Genomic DNA, 18,001 nt, shown 5'->3' on the forward strand with positions numbered 1-18,001 from the left:
GCGAAGCTATCCCCGTCATCACCCAGCAGACAGTTATAGATCCGCGCCACACGCGGCGTACCGGTATCGACCGAGGGACGCAACGGAACAAACCCCCCGCCAGCGCCAACCGGGCCGCCACCCAACGTGCTCGCCATACACCCACCCTCCGTGACATCGTCGTCGTGGCCCATCGAGGAAGCTCGATCAGGTCATGAGCCCAGTTGACCGTGGGGTCACCTTGGGAATAAGGGTGTGATCGAGCTGAAGAATGGCAGGGCTTTCACACCCCGTGTGAAAGTGATTGGGCCGTGATGGTTGCGTAGGGGTAGAACGCCGCTCACGAAGCGTTGACCTGCTTACACTTCGACATATGGCCAGCGAGCCCATCCGAGGAGAGATGTATGAGCGAACCGAACATCTTGCTTGACTCGTTACTTGCCGAAGCGAGGATCTCTCATGCTGGACTGGCCGCGCGCATCAACGAGGGCACATCAACCGCCAAACGCCCCACTCGCTACGATCACTCGGCCGTCGCGCGATGGATTAGAGACAAAGCGGTTCCTAGAGGCGACGTGCCCGAGATCATCTGCGAGATCATCGGAGCAAGGGTAGGACGGGCGCTATCCCTCGCTGACATCGGCATGATCCGTAGTGCTGTGAGCGAGGAAGGCCCGGAACTTCCACAGGCAGTTGATCAGGCCATCGCGTTGTGGCGAGGCGATGTCAGTAACCGGGTGTTCTTGTCCAATGCCGCGATGATCGAGGGACCGGCCGCCATCGCACCCGTATTCGAGTGGGAGAACCCCCCACACGAAGTGGACGTGTCCCGTCGAGGGCCGCACCAAGTGAGCATGCAAGACGTCCAGGTCCTCAAGAATGTCCGGACCCGCTACGAGCAGATGTATCGCCGCGTGGGAGGCATACCCGTCCGTCCGCGCGTGGTGGCGTTCCTCAATGCCAGTGTGACCCCGCTCCTCAAGGGCGGGCACGACGATAGGACCGGGCGTGAACTGTTTCGCGCAGCAGGGGGATTGGTGGCCCTCGCGGGGATCTGCGCCTATGACGCCGGCCGACCAGCACTCTCCCAGCGCTACTTCTTTCATGCCCTGCGTATGGCGAAGGCATCGGGCAACCTCGCGTTCGGCGGGTATGTGGTTGCCCTGCTGGCCAATCAGGCGATGTCCCGCGCGAAGCACCGCTACGTGATCCAGTACGCCGAGACGGCGCTACGGGGGGCTCGTGGCCATCTGTCCCCTGCTCTGGTAACCGATCTTCACACGCTCCAGGCGAAGGCCTACGCGCGGATGAAGGACCGGGCTAGTTGTCATGCGCACATGAAGATGTCAGAGACGACGGCTGCACGGATTCGACAGGACGATGAGCCGCCAGAGACGGGATACGTCCAACCCGGCCTGTTGGAGTGTCAGCACGCCGAAGCGCTACGCCGACTCGGCGATCTCCAGGCCGCTCAGGAGTACGCGGAGGAGGCTCTAGTCTCCGCCGATGAGTGTCATCTCCGAGGGCAGGCGCACCGTTTGGCGACGCTTGCTCTTATCCTCGCCGAACGAGGTGACTTGGAGCAGGCAGTTGCCGCCGGAGGGAGAATGCTCGACCGCGCCGTGGGGATGGAATCAGGAGTCATGGCCGATCGTGTGGTGACGGTAGCCGACGCGCTACGGCCCTACGACGGCCGGGTTGTCCGGGAGTTTCTCACGCGCGTGGAGCAGCAGGCCGCTATTCCCTTGTAGCGTGGGGGTCGAGATCAGACGCCAAGCTGGGAGTGCGCCGCATGCGTTGGAAGGTCAACTCAGAAGAGCCGCTCTACACCGACCAGTGGCTGGACATCCGGTTGGCCGCCGTCGAACTCCCAGACGGCAGGCACCTTGACCATCGTCTTATCCGCACCGCCCCCGGAGCCGGAGCGGTGGTAACCGACGATCAGCACCGCGTGCTGATGATCTGGCGACATCGGTTCATCACCGACACGTGGGGGTGGGAAATTCCCATCGGCAAGATCGACCCAGGCGAGGAGCCGATGGCCGCAGCCGCCCGCGAAGTCGAGGAAGAGACCGGGTGGCGGCCCGGACCGCTCCGCCCGCTGCTCTACACCCAGCCCACCAATGGCATTTCTGACTCCGAGCACCACATCTTTCGCGCGGACAGCGCCACCCATCTTGGTCCGCCCACCGAGGGATGGGAGTCCGAGCGCATCGAGTGGGTTCCGCTCACAGACATACGGCGATTGATCGACAAGCGCGACATCGTCAGCGGGACGACTCTCGCCGCGCTGCTCTACATCCTCACCGAGGCATAGAGTCAGCATCCAAAGACCAAAGCAAGGCGCCTCCGGCGGGGGAATCCGGCTCCGGGGCAGCGACCCGCGTTGCCGAAAGACCGTAGCGGGTTGCTGTGGAAGCCCGTCCGTCCCTTCTGCCGTCACCCGGGCAAAGCCAAGCAGACCAGGGGGCAGGGGCACAGGTCGGTCAGACAGTAGGGTGCTCCACCTGTACCCCTGCCCCCTGGCCCGCTTCCCTGACGGGCGGGATGACGGCATACGGGACGGCCAGGCAGACGGGGCACTGTAGGTGAACAGCAACCCCACCGTGACCAGGTGTTCTGTAACAGAAGAGGTACATTTCCAAGACTTACTAGCGAGCTGCTGGGGAACGCGATCTCCTACGGCGCTCCTCCGATCAGGCTCTCGATGTGGGCTACGGCGGGTGATCTCTACATTAGGGTCACCGATCACGGTCCAGGAGAGCCCCGGTGCCTCGACCTCGGCCTCGACGCCGTCCATGGCCGTGGACTGGTGATCGTCGCTAGCCTCGCCTGTGACTGGGGTGTCAAACCAACCTCGGACGGGCTCGGCAAGACGGTATGGGCACGTTGGAACGCCGTGTCCGGGAACGCGAGATCCAGTGGCGTTAAGGAGGCTCCTGTGGTCCCGTGCCAGCGCAATGATCAGGGACCGGCGGCTTCGATCGGTCTGAGTCTTGATGATTTACCTCAGGCCAACGTAGCCACCGAGACCGATTGATTGACGCGCAACCGCTCTCCGCATCGACAGCCGTGGCCTGCCCGCGGCGGGGGACGTGTCGACGCCTTGCCGCCTTGGGGGCCACGGTTGGGTGGGTGGCACTGGGTACCCACGACACTGGGTGCCGGGTGGGCGATGGAGGTTGTGAGTCCATGCCGTGCCCGATCTTGCTGTGTGGCCTGTCGGGCACGGCTGATCACGCTGAGCGTCGAAGACGGGGCGGTTAAGTGAGCTGGGGTGGGAGGTCGCGGGTGTGGAGGACTCTGAGGGAGGTGACGGCGCGGGTGAGGACGACGTAGAGGCGGGCGAGGCCGCGGTCCTCGGCGGCGACGATGTCCGCCGGTTCCGCGACGACCACGTGGTCGTACTCCAGGCCCTTGGCCAGCGACGCGGGGATGACCGAGACCCGCTGCTCGGGGGAGGAATCGGGCCCGAGCACGTCGTGTGGGATGCCCGCCGTCGCCAGGGCGGATGCGATCACTCCGATGGAGGCGTCGGCGGCGATCACGCCGATGGAGCCCTCGTGCGCGATCGCCTCGGCCACGGCCTCCGTGACGGCCGCGGACAGGTCGGTCGCGCGCCGTACGGACAGCGAGCCGGCGCCCGGCCGCAGGGACCGGGGGGCGGCCAGGGTGGGGGCCACCGAGGGGAGCAGGCGGGCGGCGAAGTCGAGCACCTCGCGCGGGACGCGGAAGCCCAGCGTCAGCTCGGTGACCGCGCCCTCGGTGAAGCCGAGATGTTCGAGCACTTCCACCCACGACCGGGCCGACCACGGGGTGGTGCCCTGGGCCAGGTCGCCGAGGACGGTCGCCGAGCCGGTACGGCAGCGCCGTCCGAGCGCGCGCAGCTGCATGGCGGACAGGTCCTGCGCCTCGTCCACGACCACATGCCCGAGCGTGGGGGTGCGCTCGACGCAGTCGGCCAGCTCGTCCAGCAGCGCGGCGTCCGCGGCGGACCACTTGGCGGACTTCCACGACCGGGGAGGCTTGGCCCAGAGCAGGGTCTGCTGCTCCTCGGGGGTCAGATCGTCCTTGGCGGCGCGGGCGAGGAAGTCGGCGTCGGACAGGAGCCGGAACAGCACCTGCTGAGGGGGCACGCGCGGCCACACCTGGTCGACGAGCTGCTTGACGGGCTTGGACCTGGCGACCGCGTCCTGCACGCGGTCGTCGGGGGAGTCGCCGCGCTGTTCCATGCGGACGAGGATCGCGTGGGCCAGCCGCTGGGCGAGCGCCGCGCGGCCGGGGCCGTACCGGGTGGTGCCGCGCAGGGAGGCGACGATCTCGCGGACCTCGTGGTCGGGGACGCGGAAGCGGTTCACGCCGCGGGTGATCAGCAGACCCTCCTCGGGCTTGCTGATGTGCATCCACAGGGCCCTGTGGAGGACCGGCGCCAGCCGGGCGTCGCCCTTGACCGTGGCGACGGCGGCGTCCTCGGGGGCCGAGTGGTCGCCGACGATGCCCGCGACGGTGGTCTGGTCGACCTTGACCTCGCCGAGGGCCGGCAGCACCGAGGAGATGTAGGACAGGAACGCGCGGTTCGGTCCGACGATCATCACGCCCGACCGCGCCAGCTTCTCGCGGTGGGTGAAGAGCAGGTAGGCGGCCCGGTGCAGGCCGACGGCGGTCTTCCCCGTGCCGGGGGCGCCCTGGACGCAGACGGTCTGGCCGAGGTCCGCGCGCACGATCTCGTCCTGGTCGGGCTGGATCGTGGCGACGATGTCGCGCATGGGGCCGGTGCGGGGCCGCTCGATCTCCTCGGTGAGGATCCTCGACTCCTGGATGGGCGCCGTGCCCTGGTCGAGCGGCTCGTCTTCGTACGCGGTGAGCTCGCCGCCGTGGAACCCGAAACGCCGGCGACGCCGCACGCTCATCGGGTCGGACGGGCGCGCCTGGTAGAACGCCCGGGACACCGGGGCGCGCCAGTCGATCACCAGGGGACGGCTGTTGTCGTCGTGTACGTGCCGGCGTCCGACGTGGATGGTGACGGGGAGATCGTCGTCGCCGGTCCTGTCGAGCCGGCCGAAGAACAGCGGGGTGTCGGCGTGGTCGGCGAGCGCCGCCACACGCTGGTCGAGCAGGCCCTGCAGCACCTGTTGCGAGACCCAGTCACCTGCCGCGTCGGCCGACAGCGACTGGGCGTGCTCGCGCATCGCGCGGAGCGCGGAGCGGGACGCGGCCAGGTGGGCGCGCTCGGCCTGGAGGACCTGGGAAGGGTCGGCGGGGTCTTCGGAAGGGACGCCTGAGGGGCTTTCCGTGAGGTGAGAGGGGTCGTTCTCCGGCGTGCCGGGGTCCTCTCCGGATATGTCAGGGGCCAATTGATGTCCGGGCATGCTGAAGGACTCCTCGGGGGACGGGGGCGGTGGACAAAGGCAGCGAACCAGCAAGCCTATATGCTGACGCCACGTCCGTCGGCTCGTCCCTATGTCGCGTGTCCCCAGATGGACGTACGACGTATTGCTTGTCCGGAGTTTGCCGACTCTTGGCCTTTGGGTACAGCCGTCAGGGTGACGACGCGTACCCAGTTGGCGGTCTCTCCGGTAATTCCCGCCATGGCCAATCTGCTTCTCGGCGGGCTGTGGACGTTGTCGGTCTTCGCGGGGTGGGGGTTCGCCGCGTTCTGCGGGAACGGGGAGCCGTTCGACTCGTGCATGGACCGGTTGACGGTGGTGTCCACGCTCTCGGGGGTGTTCGCGCTCGTGGCCGCGAGCGGCACGGTGGGCGGCCTATTACCACCGATAATGCGTAGATATCCGGAAAAGTCTTTGGTGCTTGTGGGGATCGCGACGGCTTCCTGGCTAATCGCGCTGGGTGTGCTTTACGTCGGCGGGTTAGTCGGTCGGTGATCTGACGAACACGTTGCGTTAGCGTATACCAAAATCGCGAAAAACCAGGACAGCCCTTGTGATTTAGTTAGATCATCGGGTATGTCGCAGTTGGCGCCGTGGGAGCCAATAGGCGAGGGGGTGATGCGGTTGTACAGGACCGACGGTATTTCGTGGACCTGAATGCCTGTCCCCTGGGCGAAGCTTTTCCTGGGACAGGTTTGGGGGGACCGGCGGCGTGCCGCTCAGCGAAACGAGTCACTCGCTGGCGAGCACGTCGTCCGCGTCGATGATTTGGTACGCATAACCCTGTTCGGCGAGAAAACGTTGCCGGTGCGCCGCGAAATCCTGGTCGATCGTGTCTCTGCTGACGACCGAATAGAATCGCGCTCCGCCGCCGTCCGCCTTCGGGCGGAGCACCCGCCCGAGCCTCTGCGCCTCTTCCTGCCGCGAGCCGAAGGTCCCCGACACCTGGATCGCCACTGAGGCCTCCGGCAGGTCGATGGAGAAGTTCGCCACCTTGGAGACCACCAGCACCTGGATCTCCTTGTCGCGGAAGGCCTGGAACAGCCGCTCGCGCTCCTTGATCCGCGTCTCGCCCTTGATGACGGGCGCGTTGAGGTGCTCGGCCAGCTCGTCGAGCTGGTCGATGTACTGCCCGATGACCAGCACCTGCTCGCCCGCGTGCCGCCTGACCAGCGTCTCGGTCACCCGGGTCTTGGAGGGGGTCGTCGCGCAGAAGCGGTAGCGCTCCTCAGACTCGGCCATCGCGTACGCGAGCCGCTCCTGGTCGGTGAGGGTGACCCGGACCTCGACGCAGTCGGCGGGCGCGATCCAGCCCTGGTTCTCCATCTCCTTCCACGGCGCGTCGTACCGTTTCGGGCCGATGAGGGAGAAGACGTCGCCCTCGCGGCCGTCCTCGCGTACGAGCGTCGCGGTGAGCCCGACCCGCCGCCTGGCCTGGAGGTCGGCGGTCATGCGGAAGATCGGCGCGGGCAGCAGGTGGACCTCGTCGTAGATCACGAGCCCCCAGTCGCGGGCGTCGAAGAGCTCCAGGTGCCGGTAGACGCCCTGCCGCCGGGTCGTCATCACCTGGTAGGTGGCGATCGTGACCGGGCGGATCTCCTTCTTGGTGCCGGTGTACTCGCCGATCTCGTCCTCGGTGAGGGAGGTGCGCTTCAGCAACTCCTGCTTCCACTGGTGGGCGGAGACCGTGTTGGTGACCAGGATGAGCGTCGTCGCCTTCGCGTGCGCCATCGCCGCCGCGCCCACGATCGTCTTGCCGGCGCCGCAGGGCAGCACCACCACACCTGACCCGCCGTGCCAGAACGAGTCGGCCGCCTCGCGCTGGTAGGGCCGCAGCTTCCAGGTGTCCTCGGCCAGCGTGATCGGGTGGTGCTCGCCGTCGACGTACCCCGCGAGGTCCTCGGCGGGCCAGCCGAGCTTCAGCAGAGCCTGCTTGATGTTGCCGCGCTCGCTCGGGTGTACGGCCACCGTGTCGTCGCCGATGCGCTCGCCCAGCATCGGCTGGATCTTCCTGGCCCTGAGCACCTCCTCAAGGACGGCCTTGTCCGTGCTGGTCAGCGTCAGCCCGTGGTGCTCGCTCTTCTGCAGCCTGAGCCTGCCGTACCTGGACATCGTCTCGGCGATGTCCACGAGCAGCGCGTGGGGCACGGGATAGCGGCTGAAGCTGATCAGCGCGTCGATGACCTGCTCGGCGTCGTGCCCGGCGGCCCTGGCGTTCCACAGCGCGAGTGGGGTCACCCGGTAGGTGTGGACGTGCTCGGGAGCGCGCTCCAGCTCGGCGAAGGGCGCGATCGCCTTGCGGCAGTCGTCGGCCCTGGCGTGCTCCACCTCCAGCAGCAGCGTCTTGTCCGACTGAACGATCAGCGGGCCATCAGACACGATCTCTTCTCCCGTTCGCATACGGCCACCGTGCTGGCGGTCCCGTCCGCTTATCCAACAAGAGAACGAGCCGGATCAGTCCCGTTTTCCCGCGGCTTGCCGCCGCGACCTGCTCCTTTACGAGGCGGCGCTGAGGACGACGACGGCCACGATCCCGAGGACGAGCAGGCCGATGTTGATCCCGATGCTGATCCAGGTCCATTTGAGCATGCCTCTGGCACGGGCGGGATCGGACTCCACTTTGCTGAGCGCGATGCCGGCGATGACGGCCCCGGCGATGCCGCCCAGCGAGACGTAGCAGCTCAGCACCAGCACGAGGCTGACGACGAGGGCGACGATCGCGTGGCTGCGCGGGCCGTCGCTCGCGGGCCTCGGCGGGTACCCGTAACCGGGCTGCCCGTACCCCGCCTGACCGTAGCCGGGCTGCCCGTATCCAGGCTGGCCGTATGCGGGCGGCCCGTATCCCGGCTGGCCGTAACCAGGTTGGTCGTACCCGGGCTGGCCGTAGGCGGGTTGCCCGTAGGCCTGCTGGTCGTACCCGGGCTGGCCATAGGCCGGTTGGCCGTACCCCTGGTCGTAGCCCGGCTGGTCGTATGCCGGCTGGTCGTATGGAGGCTGGGCGGGCGCGTCGTAGGGCTGCTGGTCGTAGGAGGGTTGGGCCGGTGCGTCGTAGGGTGAACCGTACTGGTCGTATCCAGGCTGCCCGTACGGCTGGTCACGGGGCGGCTGGTCGCCGTACGGCGTATTGCGGGCGGGGCCGGCGTAGGCATCGCCGTGCGCCGGCTGGGCGCCGTAGGCGTCGTGCCCTCCTTGCGATCCGTAGGGACTTTGCCAGTCCTTGGGATTGTGGCCGGAGGACTCGGGAGGGCCGCTGCTCACGATCGTCTCACTTCTGTGGCTTTCCAGGCGGATCAACACTTACCACGTCGCGGACGGCCGCCGCGCCGCTTATCGGTCGAACTGGGACCGCAGCACCTTCCTGTCGAGCTTCATCACGCTGGTCAGCGGGATCGTGTCCACGAAGTGCAGCTCGCGGGGATACCTCACCCGGCCGACCCGTTCCCTGGCCCACTCCATCAGGCTCTCGGCCGTGGCCGCGCCCCCCGGGTTCAGCTGGACGAAGGCGACGACCTCCTCGCCGAGCCTCGGGTCGGGACGGCCCACCACCCCCGACATCGCGACGTCGGGGTGCCTGTTCAGCGCGTCCTCGACGTCGCGCGGGAAGACGTTGAAGCCGCCCCTGATGATGAGGTCCTTCTTGCGGTCGACGACGTAGAGGTAGCCGTCGTCGTCGGTGCACCCGATGTCTCCGGTGCGCAGCTCGCCGTCCAACAGGGCGTGCCCGCTCTCGTCAGGAGACCGCCAGTAGCCCCGCATGATCGCGTCTCCCCGGACGCAGATCTCGCCGATGTCCCCGGGCTCCACCGGCTCGCCGTCCTCGTCCCTGATCGTGATCGTGTATCCGGGCAGGGGCAGCCCGGCGCTCCCGGTCTTCCTGCGGTCCAGCGGGTTGAACGTGGTCACCGCGCTCGTCTCCGTCAGGCCGTACCCCTCGATGATCCGCACGCCGGGCACCCGCCGCTCGAAGCCGGTGAGCACCTCGCGCCCAAGCGGCGCCGCGCCGCACGTCAGATACTGCAGGTCGGGTAGCGGGGTGGCCTCAAGCGGCTCCGTCAGCAGCTCCTGGAGCATGGTCGGCACCACCGCGCCGTACTGCACGCGGTGCCCGGCGGCGAGCCGCAGGAACGCCTTCGGGTCGAACCACCGCATGAGCACCGTGTGCGGGGGCTCGGGAGCGTGCATCGCGGCGATCGTGATGATCAGGCCGTACGAGTGCGAGAGCGGCACCGGGACGATGGCCCGGTCGACACCGGGACGGTGGGTGAGGTCGTGCGCGGCCTTGGAGACGTGCCACAGGCCCCCGTGGCTGAGCATGACGCCCTTGGCGCGGCCCGTCGTGCCGCCGGTGTACATCAGGGCGGCGAGGTCGTCCTCGTCCCGGCCCGCGGCCCCCGCCTCGGGCGCCTCCTCCAGCTCCGCGAAGCCGCTGACGCGCTGTGTCCCACCCTGCGGGGCGCCTTCGGGGATCTCGCCGGCCACGACCACCGCGACGTCGAGGCCGTCCGTCGCCGTCAGCGCGGCGGGGAGTAACTCGGCGGAGACGATGAGGGCGCGCGGCTCGCTGTCGGTGATGATGTGCCGCAGCTCCTCGGCCGCGACCAGGAACAGGACGGGGGTCACCACCGCGCCCGCCGCCCACAACGCCTGGTAGGCGATCTGGACCTCGGGGCAGTTCACCATCATCACGACGACGCGGTCACCAGGCTCCACGCCGAGCGCCTTCAGCCCGCCGGTGACATGCCTCGTGCGCTGCGCCAGATCGTGGCCGCGGTGCCAGGACCCCTCGAAGTGGAGCGCGTCGAAGTCTCCGAGCTTGTTCCACGACTCCTCCGCCAACCGGCCAAGCGTCCGCTCCGTGCCCATCATGCTCACCTTCTCCCACAGGGATTCACGCCCTCGCACGCCAACCTGATGCGGCATATGAGGGCCGTCAACCCTTATGGTGGCGGGAGTCCGGTCAGTTGACGTCCGCGACGCCGGTGATGCGGTGGAGCGCGAAGCGGTGTATAGCGGCGCGGGTCTCGTCGTAGGCGGTGAGATAGCCGCCCTCCATGCGGGCGGGCTCAAGGATGCGGCTGGTGGCGTGGCCCTGCGAGTCGAGGTAGCCGATCCAGACGCGAGACCCCTGCCGGATGGCGTCCTGCAGCGCCACGATCGTGCTCGTCGAGGGCGAGCGCGGCACCTGCCCGTCGGGCGCCGCGACCGGATGACGGCGCGCCAGGTGGGCCTCGTCCCCGGCCCTGATGGCCCGTACGGCCGCCGCCACCAGATCGGCGTCCGGACCGGACGAGCTGATCGCCGGCCGTACGGTGGGAGGCCGTTCGGTACGCCGCGCGTCGGCCCGGGTCACCACGACGTCGCCATCGGACGACTCGGCCACGGGGGAGTAGCCGATGGCGCGCAGCGAGTCGACCACCAGCGCGCGGGAGCTCCGTGAGGCCACGACGGTGGGCGCGAGCCGCCGCAGGCGTAGCGGGACCGCCCGCTTGTCGGCCATGACCTCGTCGAGCACGGAAGGGTCGTCGCAGCGCACGTAGGCGCTGGCGGTGCCCACCCGGAGGCGGCCGTGCCTGCGGGCCACGTCGGTCACCAGGTAACGCAGCGGCTGGGGGACCGAGGTGGTCGAGTGCTTCTCCAGCATGGCGACCAGCTCGTCGGCGCTGGATCCGGCGTCCAGCGCACGCCTGATCGAGCCGTCGCCGAACCGGTAGACGGTCGCGCCGCCCTTGGACTCGATGTCGGCGGCGAGCGACAGCCAGCGTCCGAGCTCGCTGGTCAGCGGGCCGGGGGCGACGGCGGTGAGGTCGGCCTGGAGCACCACGTGGTCGACGGGCTCGGGCAGCAGCGGCGCCAGCAGCTCGGCGGGGGTGGCCGGCGCGAGGGCCCTCGCCCTGGTGGAGCTCTTGGCGGCCTCCGCCTCGCGGGCCGCCCCGGGGAGCAGTCCGCGGCCGAAGACCGACATGGCGCCGAGCCCGGTGAGGCCGAGCTGCTCGGCCTCGCGCAGCGTGTAGCCGACCAACTGGTCGCGGTAGGTGCCGCGGCGGCGGGGCTGCTCGAAGGCCAGCCGCTCGCGCACCGACTCCGCGGACGGGGCCAGGCCGGGGCCCGCCGAGGCCAGCACGCGCAGCGTCCGCAGGCGGACCTCGGGCGCGGCCGGACGACGCAGCTCGGGATGCAGGACGTTCATCAGGCGGTCGCGGTCGTCCCGCTCGCCGACGAGGCCGGGCACGCGGTCGCTGGTCAGCCAGGCCGCCGCGAGCGCCTCCCAGCGGTCCTCGGTGGCCTTGACGCGCCAGCCGTCGTAGGCCGTGGTGGGAAGCCACTCGCCGTCCACGGGCGCGCTCGACGCGATGAGACCCGCGGCGTGGACCACCTCGACGACCAGGGCGGTGGTCCACTCGGGCAGGTCGAGGAGCTGCGCGGCCTTCTTCCAGTCGCGCACCGACAGCCCGCCGGCGCGCAGGGTGCCCGGAGGGTCGACGCTCCAGTGCTCGCAAAGCTCCTCGACCGTGCGGACGAAGGTGAACGCCTGCCCCGCGGCCGTACGGTCGGCCAGGGCCTGGTCGCGCGCGGCCCCGTCGAGCGGCGGCGCTTCGGGACGCAGGTCGCGATGCACCCGGCCGCCCCGCAGGGCCAGCGCCACCTCGCGGGGCAGCACGACGCTCTCGTCGCCCGTGGCGGCCAGCAGGCCACGGGCGAGCAACTGCTCGATGGGCGACTGGGCGGTGGCCACGCTCACCTCGCGCCGGGCGTTGGGGAGGCGGCCGGTGGGCGGGCCCCAGGCCAGCTCCTCAAGGGCGGCCCGCGCCTGGGGGGCGACGTCCTCCAGCAGGCGTTCGACGACGCCTTCCCCGGCCAGCAGGGCGGCGAGGCGCTCGGGCACCGCCTCCCCCCGGACGGCCCGACCGCCTTGGACGGCCCGCCCGCCCCGGACGGCCCGGATCAGCTCCTCCACGCGCTCGGACGGGTGGTGCCGGAAGGCCTCGGCGGCCGGCGGTCCGAGCCCGGCGGGCGTCTCGGACACGTCGCGGACGCCGGGGGCGAGCCGCAGCCCGCTTTCGGGGCCGTACACCAGCGCCATCATCTGGAGCAGGTCGATCGCCTCGCGCAGCGGCTCGTCGAGGCGCGCGGCGTCCTCGGGGGAAACGGACCTGGCCACGGTGTCGCGGAGATCCTTGTAAGCCTGCCCCGGCCCCTCCTCGCTGGTCGTGACGAGGAGCGTCTCGACCACCGCGAGGGCGAAGCGGTTGAGCCGGTCGAGCGCCCTGCCGGTCGCCGAGGGGCTGGTGGCCCGGATCACGAGACCTTCGAGGTGCGCGGGAACGGGGGTGATGAGCTCGGGGCGGGCGGCCACCAGGGCGCGCAGCCGGTCGTCGGCCAGGCCGCGCAGCCACTCAGCGAACTCGGTGTTCATCACGCTCCACCGAACCCCCTGTCCACCGTTCGCCGCATGCGCGTCCCACGCCGTGGAACCGTCCCCTCCATCGTAGGAGCCCACGGGCCATCGCACGCCAGTTGCCCGATCACCGGCACTTCCGTCATTCCACCGGAAACGGGTAGCGTCACCGGCCGGCGGATAGCCATTTCGCCGAAAGGGCGCGCGGGCCGGTGGGCTGGGGCAGTATGGCGAGCGTGATCGAGCGCGCCGACCAGCTCGTCCTGGAGTACGTGAGCAAGGTGGCGGACGCCGCCCACGGCGTGCTGCGCACCGACCAGCGCCTCGATTTCGTCGGGCGGCTCCGCACCCGCATCGAGGAGGAGCGTCGCGGCAGCGCCGATCTCGCGACCGTCCGCAAGGTGATCGCCCGGTTCGGCGATCCGGGGGTGCTGCTCCAGCGGGAGATCCAGCGGCTGGCCGCAGGCGAGCAGGAGGCCGCGCGCCGTTCCCGCGAGTCCCCCGCGCCCGGCTCCCCGTCCTCTCCGGCCCTCCGCGCGTCACGTCCGGCGCCTGGCTCCGCGTCCTCAGCGTCCTCTCCGTCCTCCGCGTCTTCCGCGTCCTCTCCGGCTTTCCGCGCGTCGCGTCCGGCTGAGAACGGCTCGGCCGGGGGCCCGCCCGCCGTCCGTCCAAAGGCGGCGGACGACTTCGGCGACTCGGCCACGGAGGTCTTCCCCGCCGTGGCCGACGACGCGACCGCGGTCATCCCGGCCCAGCCGCCACGGCCGCCCAGGCCCGCAAGGCCCGCAGGGCCCGCAAGGCCCGCGAGGCCGGTGCCGCGCGGCGCCGTTCCCGCGCCCCGCGGGGGTTCCTTCGGCCCCCCTCCCGATGCCGTACGGACCCCGCTGGCGGCACGCCTGCGCGGCCGGGTGAACGCCACTTCCAGCGACGGGCGTGACATCGGCACCATCCTGCGCAACGACCGCCGCGAGGTGATCGGGATGGCCCTGCTCATCCTCGCCGGCCTGCTGATCCCGTTCCCCCTGCCGTACGTGGCGATCTTCCCGTTCCCGGTGCTGGTGTGGGCGGCGGGCGCGCTGACGGTGCTGGCGAGCGAGGGCTGGATCTTCAAGGACCGCCTGACCGGGCTGGTGGCGCCGGTCGCCGCCTATCTGGCCGGAGGCCTGCTGCTCGGCGCCCTGCGGTCATCCGAGGAGCCCACCGTGGGGCTTCAGGCGTTCGTCGACTCGTTCTGGCACGTCAGCGGGCTGATGTTCATGCTCGGAGCGGTGGGCGGGGTGATGTGGCTGGCCTACCGCCTGCTCAACCCGCCACCTCCGCCACCCCGGCGGCAGCCGCTCGGGACGGTGCGCTGAGCAGGCCCGTCGACAACCGCACCCAGGACGCCACGAACCTGTCGCGCTCGGCCCGGCCAGGAGGCTCCCCGACGGTCTCCTGGAACAGCTGGTAGTGGACCACCGCTCCGCCCAGCACCGCGCCGATGGCGGCCCAGTCGAGATCGGCTCCGGCGTACTCCGGCTGCGCGCGGAACCAGGTCGTGACCGCGTCGAACATGGGTTGGAGCAGTCCCTCGCGGACGGTGGCGACCAGCTCGGGGAACTGGCTCAGGTCGCGGAAGAAGACCCGGGTCAGCTCGCTCTCCTCGTGGGCCTTCGCGAGACCCGCCCTGCACAGGCGGGCGAGACGCTCCTCGACGGGGACCGACGCGCCGATGGCGTTCAGCTCGTCCAGTTCCTCGGCGATCTGCGCGCGTGTGCGGGTCGCGTGCTCGTTCATCGCGGCGGCGAGGACCTCGTACTTGGACTTGAAGTGCCGGTAGAGCCCGCCCGCTCCCGGCGACAGCCCGGCGGCGGCCTCGATCTCGGCGACCGAGGTGGCCGAATAGCCCCGTTCGGCGAACAGTCTCAGGGACTCGCCGATGATCCGTTCGCGCGTCGATCTCGTCATGAACGCCCGCTTTCCGGCGCGGGGACGCGCGTCGATAAGTAAGCCCTTTCTCGCCGCCAAGGGTGCCATAACCGGCAGGAGTACGCGTGACCCTCCGGGGTTTGGCATCCTTCAAGGGTGTATTCGGTAGGTTTTGATCTTGATCTGACGCTCGCGGACACCCGGGCGGGGATCGCGGCGGTCTACGACGAGGTGGCGCGCCGCCTCGGCGTGGAGATCGACAGTGCCGTCGTGATCGGCCGGCTCGGCCCGCCTCTGGAGCATGAGCTGACCTACTGGCTTCCACCCGAGGAGATCCCGGGCGCCGCCGCCCTCTACCGCTCCCTCTATCCCGGCACCGCCGTCCCGATGACCACGCTCATGGCCGGAGCGATGGAGGCCGTGGCCGAGGTGCGCCGCCACGGCGGGCGGGTGATCGTCGTCACCGGCAAGCACGGTGACACGGCCCGCCAGACCGTCGAGTTCCTCGGCCTGGACGTCGACGAGGTCGTCGGTTCGGTGTTCGGGGCGGCGAAGGGCGCCGCCATCGCGAACTTCGGGGCGGCCGTCTACGTTGGAGATCACGTGGGCGATATCGAGGCCGCGAGGGCCGGGCGCGCGGTGAGCGTCACCGTGGCGACCGGTCCGTACACCGAGGAGGCTCTGCGCGATCACGGAGCCGACTTCGTCCTGCCGGATCTGACGGGGTTCGCAGGGTGGTACGAAGCTTGGCGCGTCTAGGAAATCGGGCCGTTTCGACGGTCATGTGATGCCCCGGGTGGGCATAACCTCTATCCATTACCATTCATGACAGTCTGAACGAGGTCACCCCTGTGCCTACTGGCAAGGTCAAGTGGTACGACGCTGACAAGGGCTTCGGTTTCCTCACCCGCGACGACGGCGGTGAGGTCTTCGTGCACTCCTCAGCGCTTCCCAAGGGCGTGGAGGCGCTCAAGCCAGGTCAGAAGGTCGAGTTCGGTGTGGCCGAAGGCCGCCGTGGCCAGCAGGCGCTTTCTGTGCACGTGCTGGAGCAGCCGCCGACGCTCGCCAAGACGGTGAAGCCGAAGGGCAAGCGCAAGAAGCCCGACGAGCTGGTCGTCATCGTCGAGGACCTGATCAAGCTGCTTGACGACGTCTCCAACTCCTACCAGCGGGGCAAGCACCCGGATGCCGCCCACGCGAAGAAGATCGCGACCGTGCTGAGAGCCGTCGCCGACGACATAGACGCCTGACCGCCCCTCCCCGGGTCCTTTCCCGGAGCCCCCTTCCCCGAAGCCCTGCCGGGCCGCCATACGGCTTGTCCCGGCCGGTGGAGAGCCGGGCTCCGGGATCAGCCGTGCGGGTTGGTCAGAGGCTTGGTCGAGTCCGGCCGGGGCCTCGCGGCCTCGGGCCTGAGGCGTTCGGTGTACGAGGAGTCCTCGCGGGGCGTGGTGCCCTCGCGGTGCGGGCTGTCCGCGCGCTGCGGGGAGTTCTCGCGGTACGGGCCGTCCTCGCGCGGTACGGGCGTCCTGTGGACGTCGGTGAACGGCTTCGGCGCGGCCGTGCCCGACGGCCCGGCGGACGACCACGAAGCGGGCCGCGCCGAGGCGGACGGTTCAGAGGCGGAGGGTCCCCAGGCGGAGGGTCCTGAGGCGGACGGCCCCGAGGCGGAGGGTCCTGAGGCGGACGGCCCCGAGGCAGACGGTCCTTTGGCCGACGGCCCCGAGGTCCGCGCGGCGCGGATGCGTTCGGAGCGGGCGCGCAGCCGGCGGTGGCGGGCGACGAGAAGCCAGGCCAGCGCGGCGACGAGCCCCACCGCGACCACGGCCAGCCCGATCGGCCCCGCGGAGCGGCCGTTCAGCAGGGACAGCAGCAGTCCGGCGAGGCCACCGCCCACCCAGGCGATCTGCAGCAGCGCCTCCACAACGCCGAAGGTCGAGGAGCGCACCTCCTCGCCGATCTCCCGCTGGACGATCGCGTCCAGCGCCAGCTTGCCGACCTCCTGCGCGAACCCCGCGACCAGGGCGACCACGACGGCCGTCCACAGCGAGAAGAAGAACGCGCTGACCGTCGCGGTCGCCGTGGCGAGCGCCAGCGAGACCAGCACGATGACCTGCGGGGAGTGGCCCCGTACCCACGAGGCGACCACCGCTCCGATCAGGCCGCCCGCTCCGGCGCCGCCCGCGAGGATCGCGATCACGATCTGCTCGGGGATGCCGCTGCCGCGAAGGTGCCCGTCCTGCACGAGGAAGAGCAGGAAGAACACCAGGAACCCCGACAGCAGCCGGATCGCGGCGTTCGCCCGCATGGCCTCGGCGACCACCGGGCCCACGTTCAGAAGGGTGCGCCAGCGAGGCCTCGCATCGTCCGCTTCCCCGTCGTCGTCGAAGTCCAGGTCGGGCGCGTCGACGTGGCGCGGCAGCCGTACGGCGACCACGCCCGCCGACAGGAAGATCACCATGGTGCCGCGCAGCACCCAGTCGGCCCCCAGCCACGCGGTCAGGCCGACGGCGACCGGGGCGGCCAGCCCCGCGGACACCAGCGAAAAGAGTGCCACCCGGGCGTTCGCGGTCACCAGCGTGATGTCGGCGGGCAGGACGCTCGGCATGGTCGCCGCCCGCGAGACGTTGTACGCCTTCGACAGCACGAGCACGGCCAGGGCGGCCGGGAAGAGCGTGAGCCCGTCGGCCGGGCCGATCGCCGCCGCCATGGCCCAGCAGAGCAGCCCCCGAGCGAACAGGGTGCCCGCCATGATGTAGCGGCGTCCCGACCGGAACCGGTCGAGCACCGGCCCGACGAAGGGGGCCACGACGGTGAAGGGCACCATCGTGATCAGCAGGTAGAGGGCCACCTGGCCGCGCGCCTGGTCCACCGGCAGGCCGAAGAGCAGGGTGCCCGCCAGGCTGACGGTGATGAGCGCGTCCCCGGCGCCGTGGGCGGCCGTCAGCTCGATGAGGCGGCCGAGACCGGTGCGGTCGGCGCCCTGCGCGTGGGTGAGTTTGCGGCTGGCGTGGCCGATGCCCCGGCCCGCGCGTACCGTCCCCCTCGCGGCCGTGCGCCCGGCGCCGGCCGTCCTCTTCGCGGCCGTACGGCCGACGCGGACCGTGCCGCGGCTCGCGGCGGCGGCGGCCTTGCCGGCACGCGACAGCGAATGCCGGGCTCTGTCCCAGGCGCCCGCCATCACGCGCGCGCGGGCGGGTCACCGGAACCGGTGGCCAGGCGTCCCACGCTTCCTCCCTCGATGCCCTCGATCATGTTCGTTCTTGGTGATGGATCTCCAGAATCCCGTGCGGGGCTTTGGTTTACAGTCTTACCCGACCCATACGAGTGATGT

At 70.1% G+C, this 18,001-nt stretch carries 14 protein-coding genes; 7 read left to right on the forward strand and 7 right to left on the reverse strand.

The annotated features are described in order from the left end of the window. The first annotated feature begins 383 nt into the window (after positions 1-383). The 3 genes from AB0B89_RS10355 (at position 384) to AB0B89_RS10365 (ending at position 3,019) form a co-directional block, all read left to right on the forward strand. On the forward strand, positions 384-1,730 hold the full coding sequence (locus AB0B89_RS10355; RefSeq protein WP_358550736.1) for a transcriptional regulator: 1,347 nt from the start codon (positions 384-386) through the stop codon (positions 1,728-1,730). Between the two features lie 41 nt (positions 1,731-1,771). Continuing rightward, positions 1,772-2,296, forward strand: a complete 525-nt coding sequence (locus AB0B89_RS10360; protein WP_358550738.1) for an NUDIX hydrolase — start codon at positions 1,772-1,774, stop codon at positions 2,294-2,296. A gap of 297 nt (positions 2,297-2,593) precedes the next feature. Further along, positions 2,594-3,019: an ATP-binding protein gene (locus tag AB0B89_RS10365; protein ID WP_358550740.1), complete on the forward strand. Its 426-nt coding sequence runs from the start codon at positions 2,594-2,596 to the stop codon at positions 3,017-3,019. Positions 3,020-3,242: 223 nt separating this feature from the next. Here AB0B89_RS10365 and AB0B89_RS10370 read toward each other — a convergent pair whose 3' ends face one another. Further along, positions 3,243-5,348, reverse strand: coding sequence for an AAA family ATPase (locus tag AB0B89_RS10370; RefSeq protein WP_358550742.1), 2,106 nt, complete (start codon positions 5,346-5,348; stop codon positions 3,243-3,245). A 219-nt stretch (positions 5,349-5,567) separates the two neighbouring features. Here AB0B89_RS10370 and AB0B89_RS10375 point away from each other — a divergent pair, with 219 nt between their 5' ends. Further along, positions 5,568-5,861, forward strand: a complete 294-nt coding sequence (locus AB0B89_RS10375) for a hypothetical protein (RefSeq protein ID WP_358550744.1) — start codon at positions 5,568-5,570, stop codon at positions 5,859-5,861. Positions 5,862-6,098: 237 nt separating this feature from the next. Here the strand turns inward: AB0B89_RS10375 and AB0B89_RS10380 are convergent, their stop codons facing one another. From AB0B89_RS10380 to AB0B89_RS10395, 4 genes are all read right to left on the reverse strand, one after another. Then, complete coding sequence (locus tag AB0B89_RS10380) at positions 6,099-7,745, reverse strand: DNA repair helicase XPB (RefSeq protein ID WP_358550746.1); 1,647 nt, start codon at positions 7,743-7,745, stop codon at positions 6,099-6,101. Positions 7,746-7,862: 117 nt separating this feature from the next. Next, positions 7,863-8,624 carry a hypothetical protein gene (locus tag AB0B89_RS10385; RefSeq protein ID WP_358550748.1) on the reverse strand — a complete coding sequence of 254 codons (762 nt, stop codon included), beginning with the start codon at positions 8,622-8,624 and terminating at the stop codon, positions 7,863-7,865. Between the two features lie 69 nt (positions 8,625-8,693). Continuing rightward, the gene (locus AB0B89_RS10390; protein ID WP_358550750.1) at positions 8,694-10,268 is read right to left on the reverse strand and encodes an AMP-binding protein; all 1,575 of its coding nucleotides are present in this window, start codon (positions 10,266-10,268) and stop codon (positions 8,694-8,696) included. A 55-nt stretch (positions 10,269-10,323) separates the two neighbouring features. Next, positions 10,324-12,780 carry a helicase C-terminal domain-containing protein gene (locus tag AB0B89_RS10395; RefSeq protein ID WP_358550752.1) on the reverse strand — a complete coding sequence of 819 codons (2,457 nt, stop codon included), beginning with the start codon at positions 12,778-12,780 and terminating at the stop codon, positions 10,324-10,326. Positions 12,781-12,998: 218 nt separating this feature from the next. On the opposite strand from AB0B89_RS10395, the gene AB0B89_RS10400 reads away from it, so the two are divergent. Further along, a complete protein-coding gene (locus tag AB0B89_RS10400; protein WP_358550754.1) occupies positions 12,999-14,117 on the forward strand; it encodes a hypothetical protein in 1,119 nt (372 codons plus the stop codon). On the opposite strand, the gene AB0B89_RS10405 is transcribed toward AB0B89_RS10400, so the two are convergent. Next, positions 14,065-14,709 (reverse strand): helix-turn-helix domain-containing protein, encoded by a 645-nt coding sequence (locus tag AB0B89_RS10405; protein WP_358550756.1) that lies wholly within the window; start codon positions 14,707-14,709, stop codon positions 14,065-14,067. The two genes, AB0B89_RS10400 and AB0B89_RS10405, sit on opposite strands and share 53 nt — an antisense overlap. Before the next feature lie 117 nt (positions 14,710-14,826). Between AB0B89_RS10405 and AB0B89_RS10410 the strand changes: the two genes are divergently transcribed. After that, complete coding sequence (locus AB0B89_RS10410) at positions 14,827-15,429, forward strand: HAD hydrolase-like protein (RefSeq protein ID WP_358550758.1); 603 nt, start codon at positions 14,827-14,829, stop codon at positions 15,427-15,429. A gap of 92 nt (positions 15,430-15,521) precedes the next feature. After that, entirely contained in the window at positions 15,522-15,920 is a 399-nt protein-coding gene (locus AB0B89_RS10415; protein ID WP_358550760.1) for a cold-shock protein, read from the forward strand. A gap of 98 nt (positions 15,921-16,018) precedes the next feature. Here AB0B89_RS10415 and AB0B89_RS10420 read toward each other — a convergent pair whose 3' ends face one another. After that, positions 16,019-17,848, reverse strand: coding sequence for an MFS transporter (locus AB0B89_RS10420; protein WP_358550762.1), 1,830 nt, complete (start codon positions 17,846-17,848; stop codon positions 16,019-16,021). Positions 17,849-18,001: the final 153 nt, after the last annotated feature.

Origin of the sequence: Sphaerisporangium sp. NPDC049002 (genome assembly GCF_040649355.1) — a bacterium.
Taxonomy (GTDB): Bacteria; Actinomycetota; Actinomycetes; order Streptosporangiales; family Streptosporangiaceae; genus Sphaerisporangium.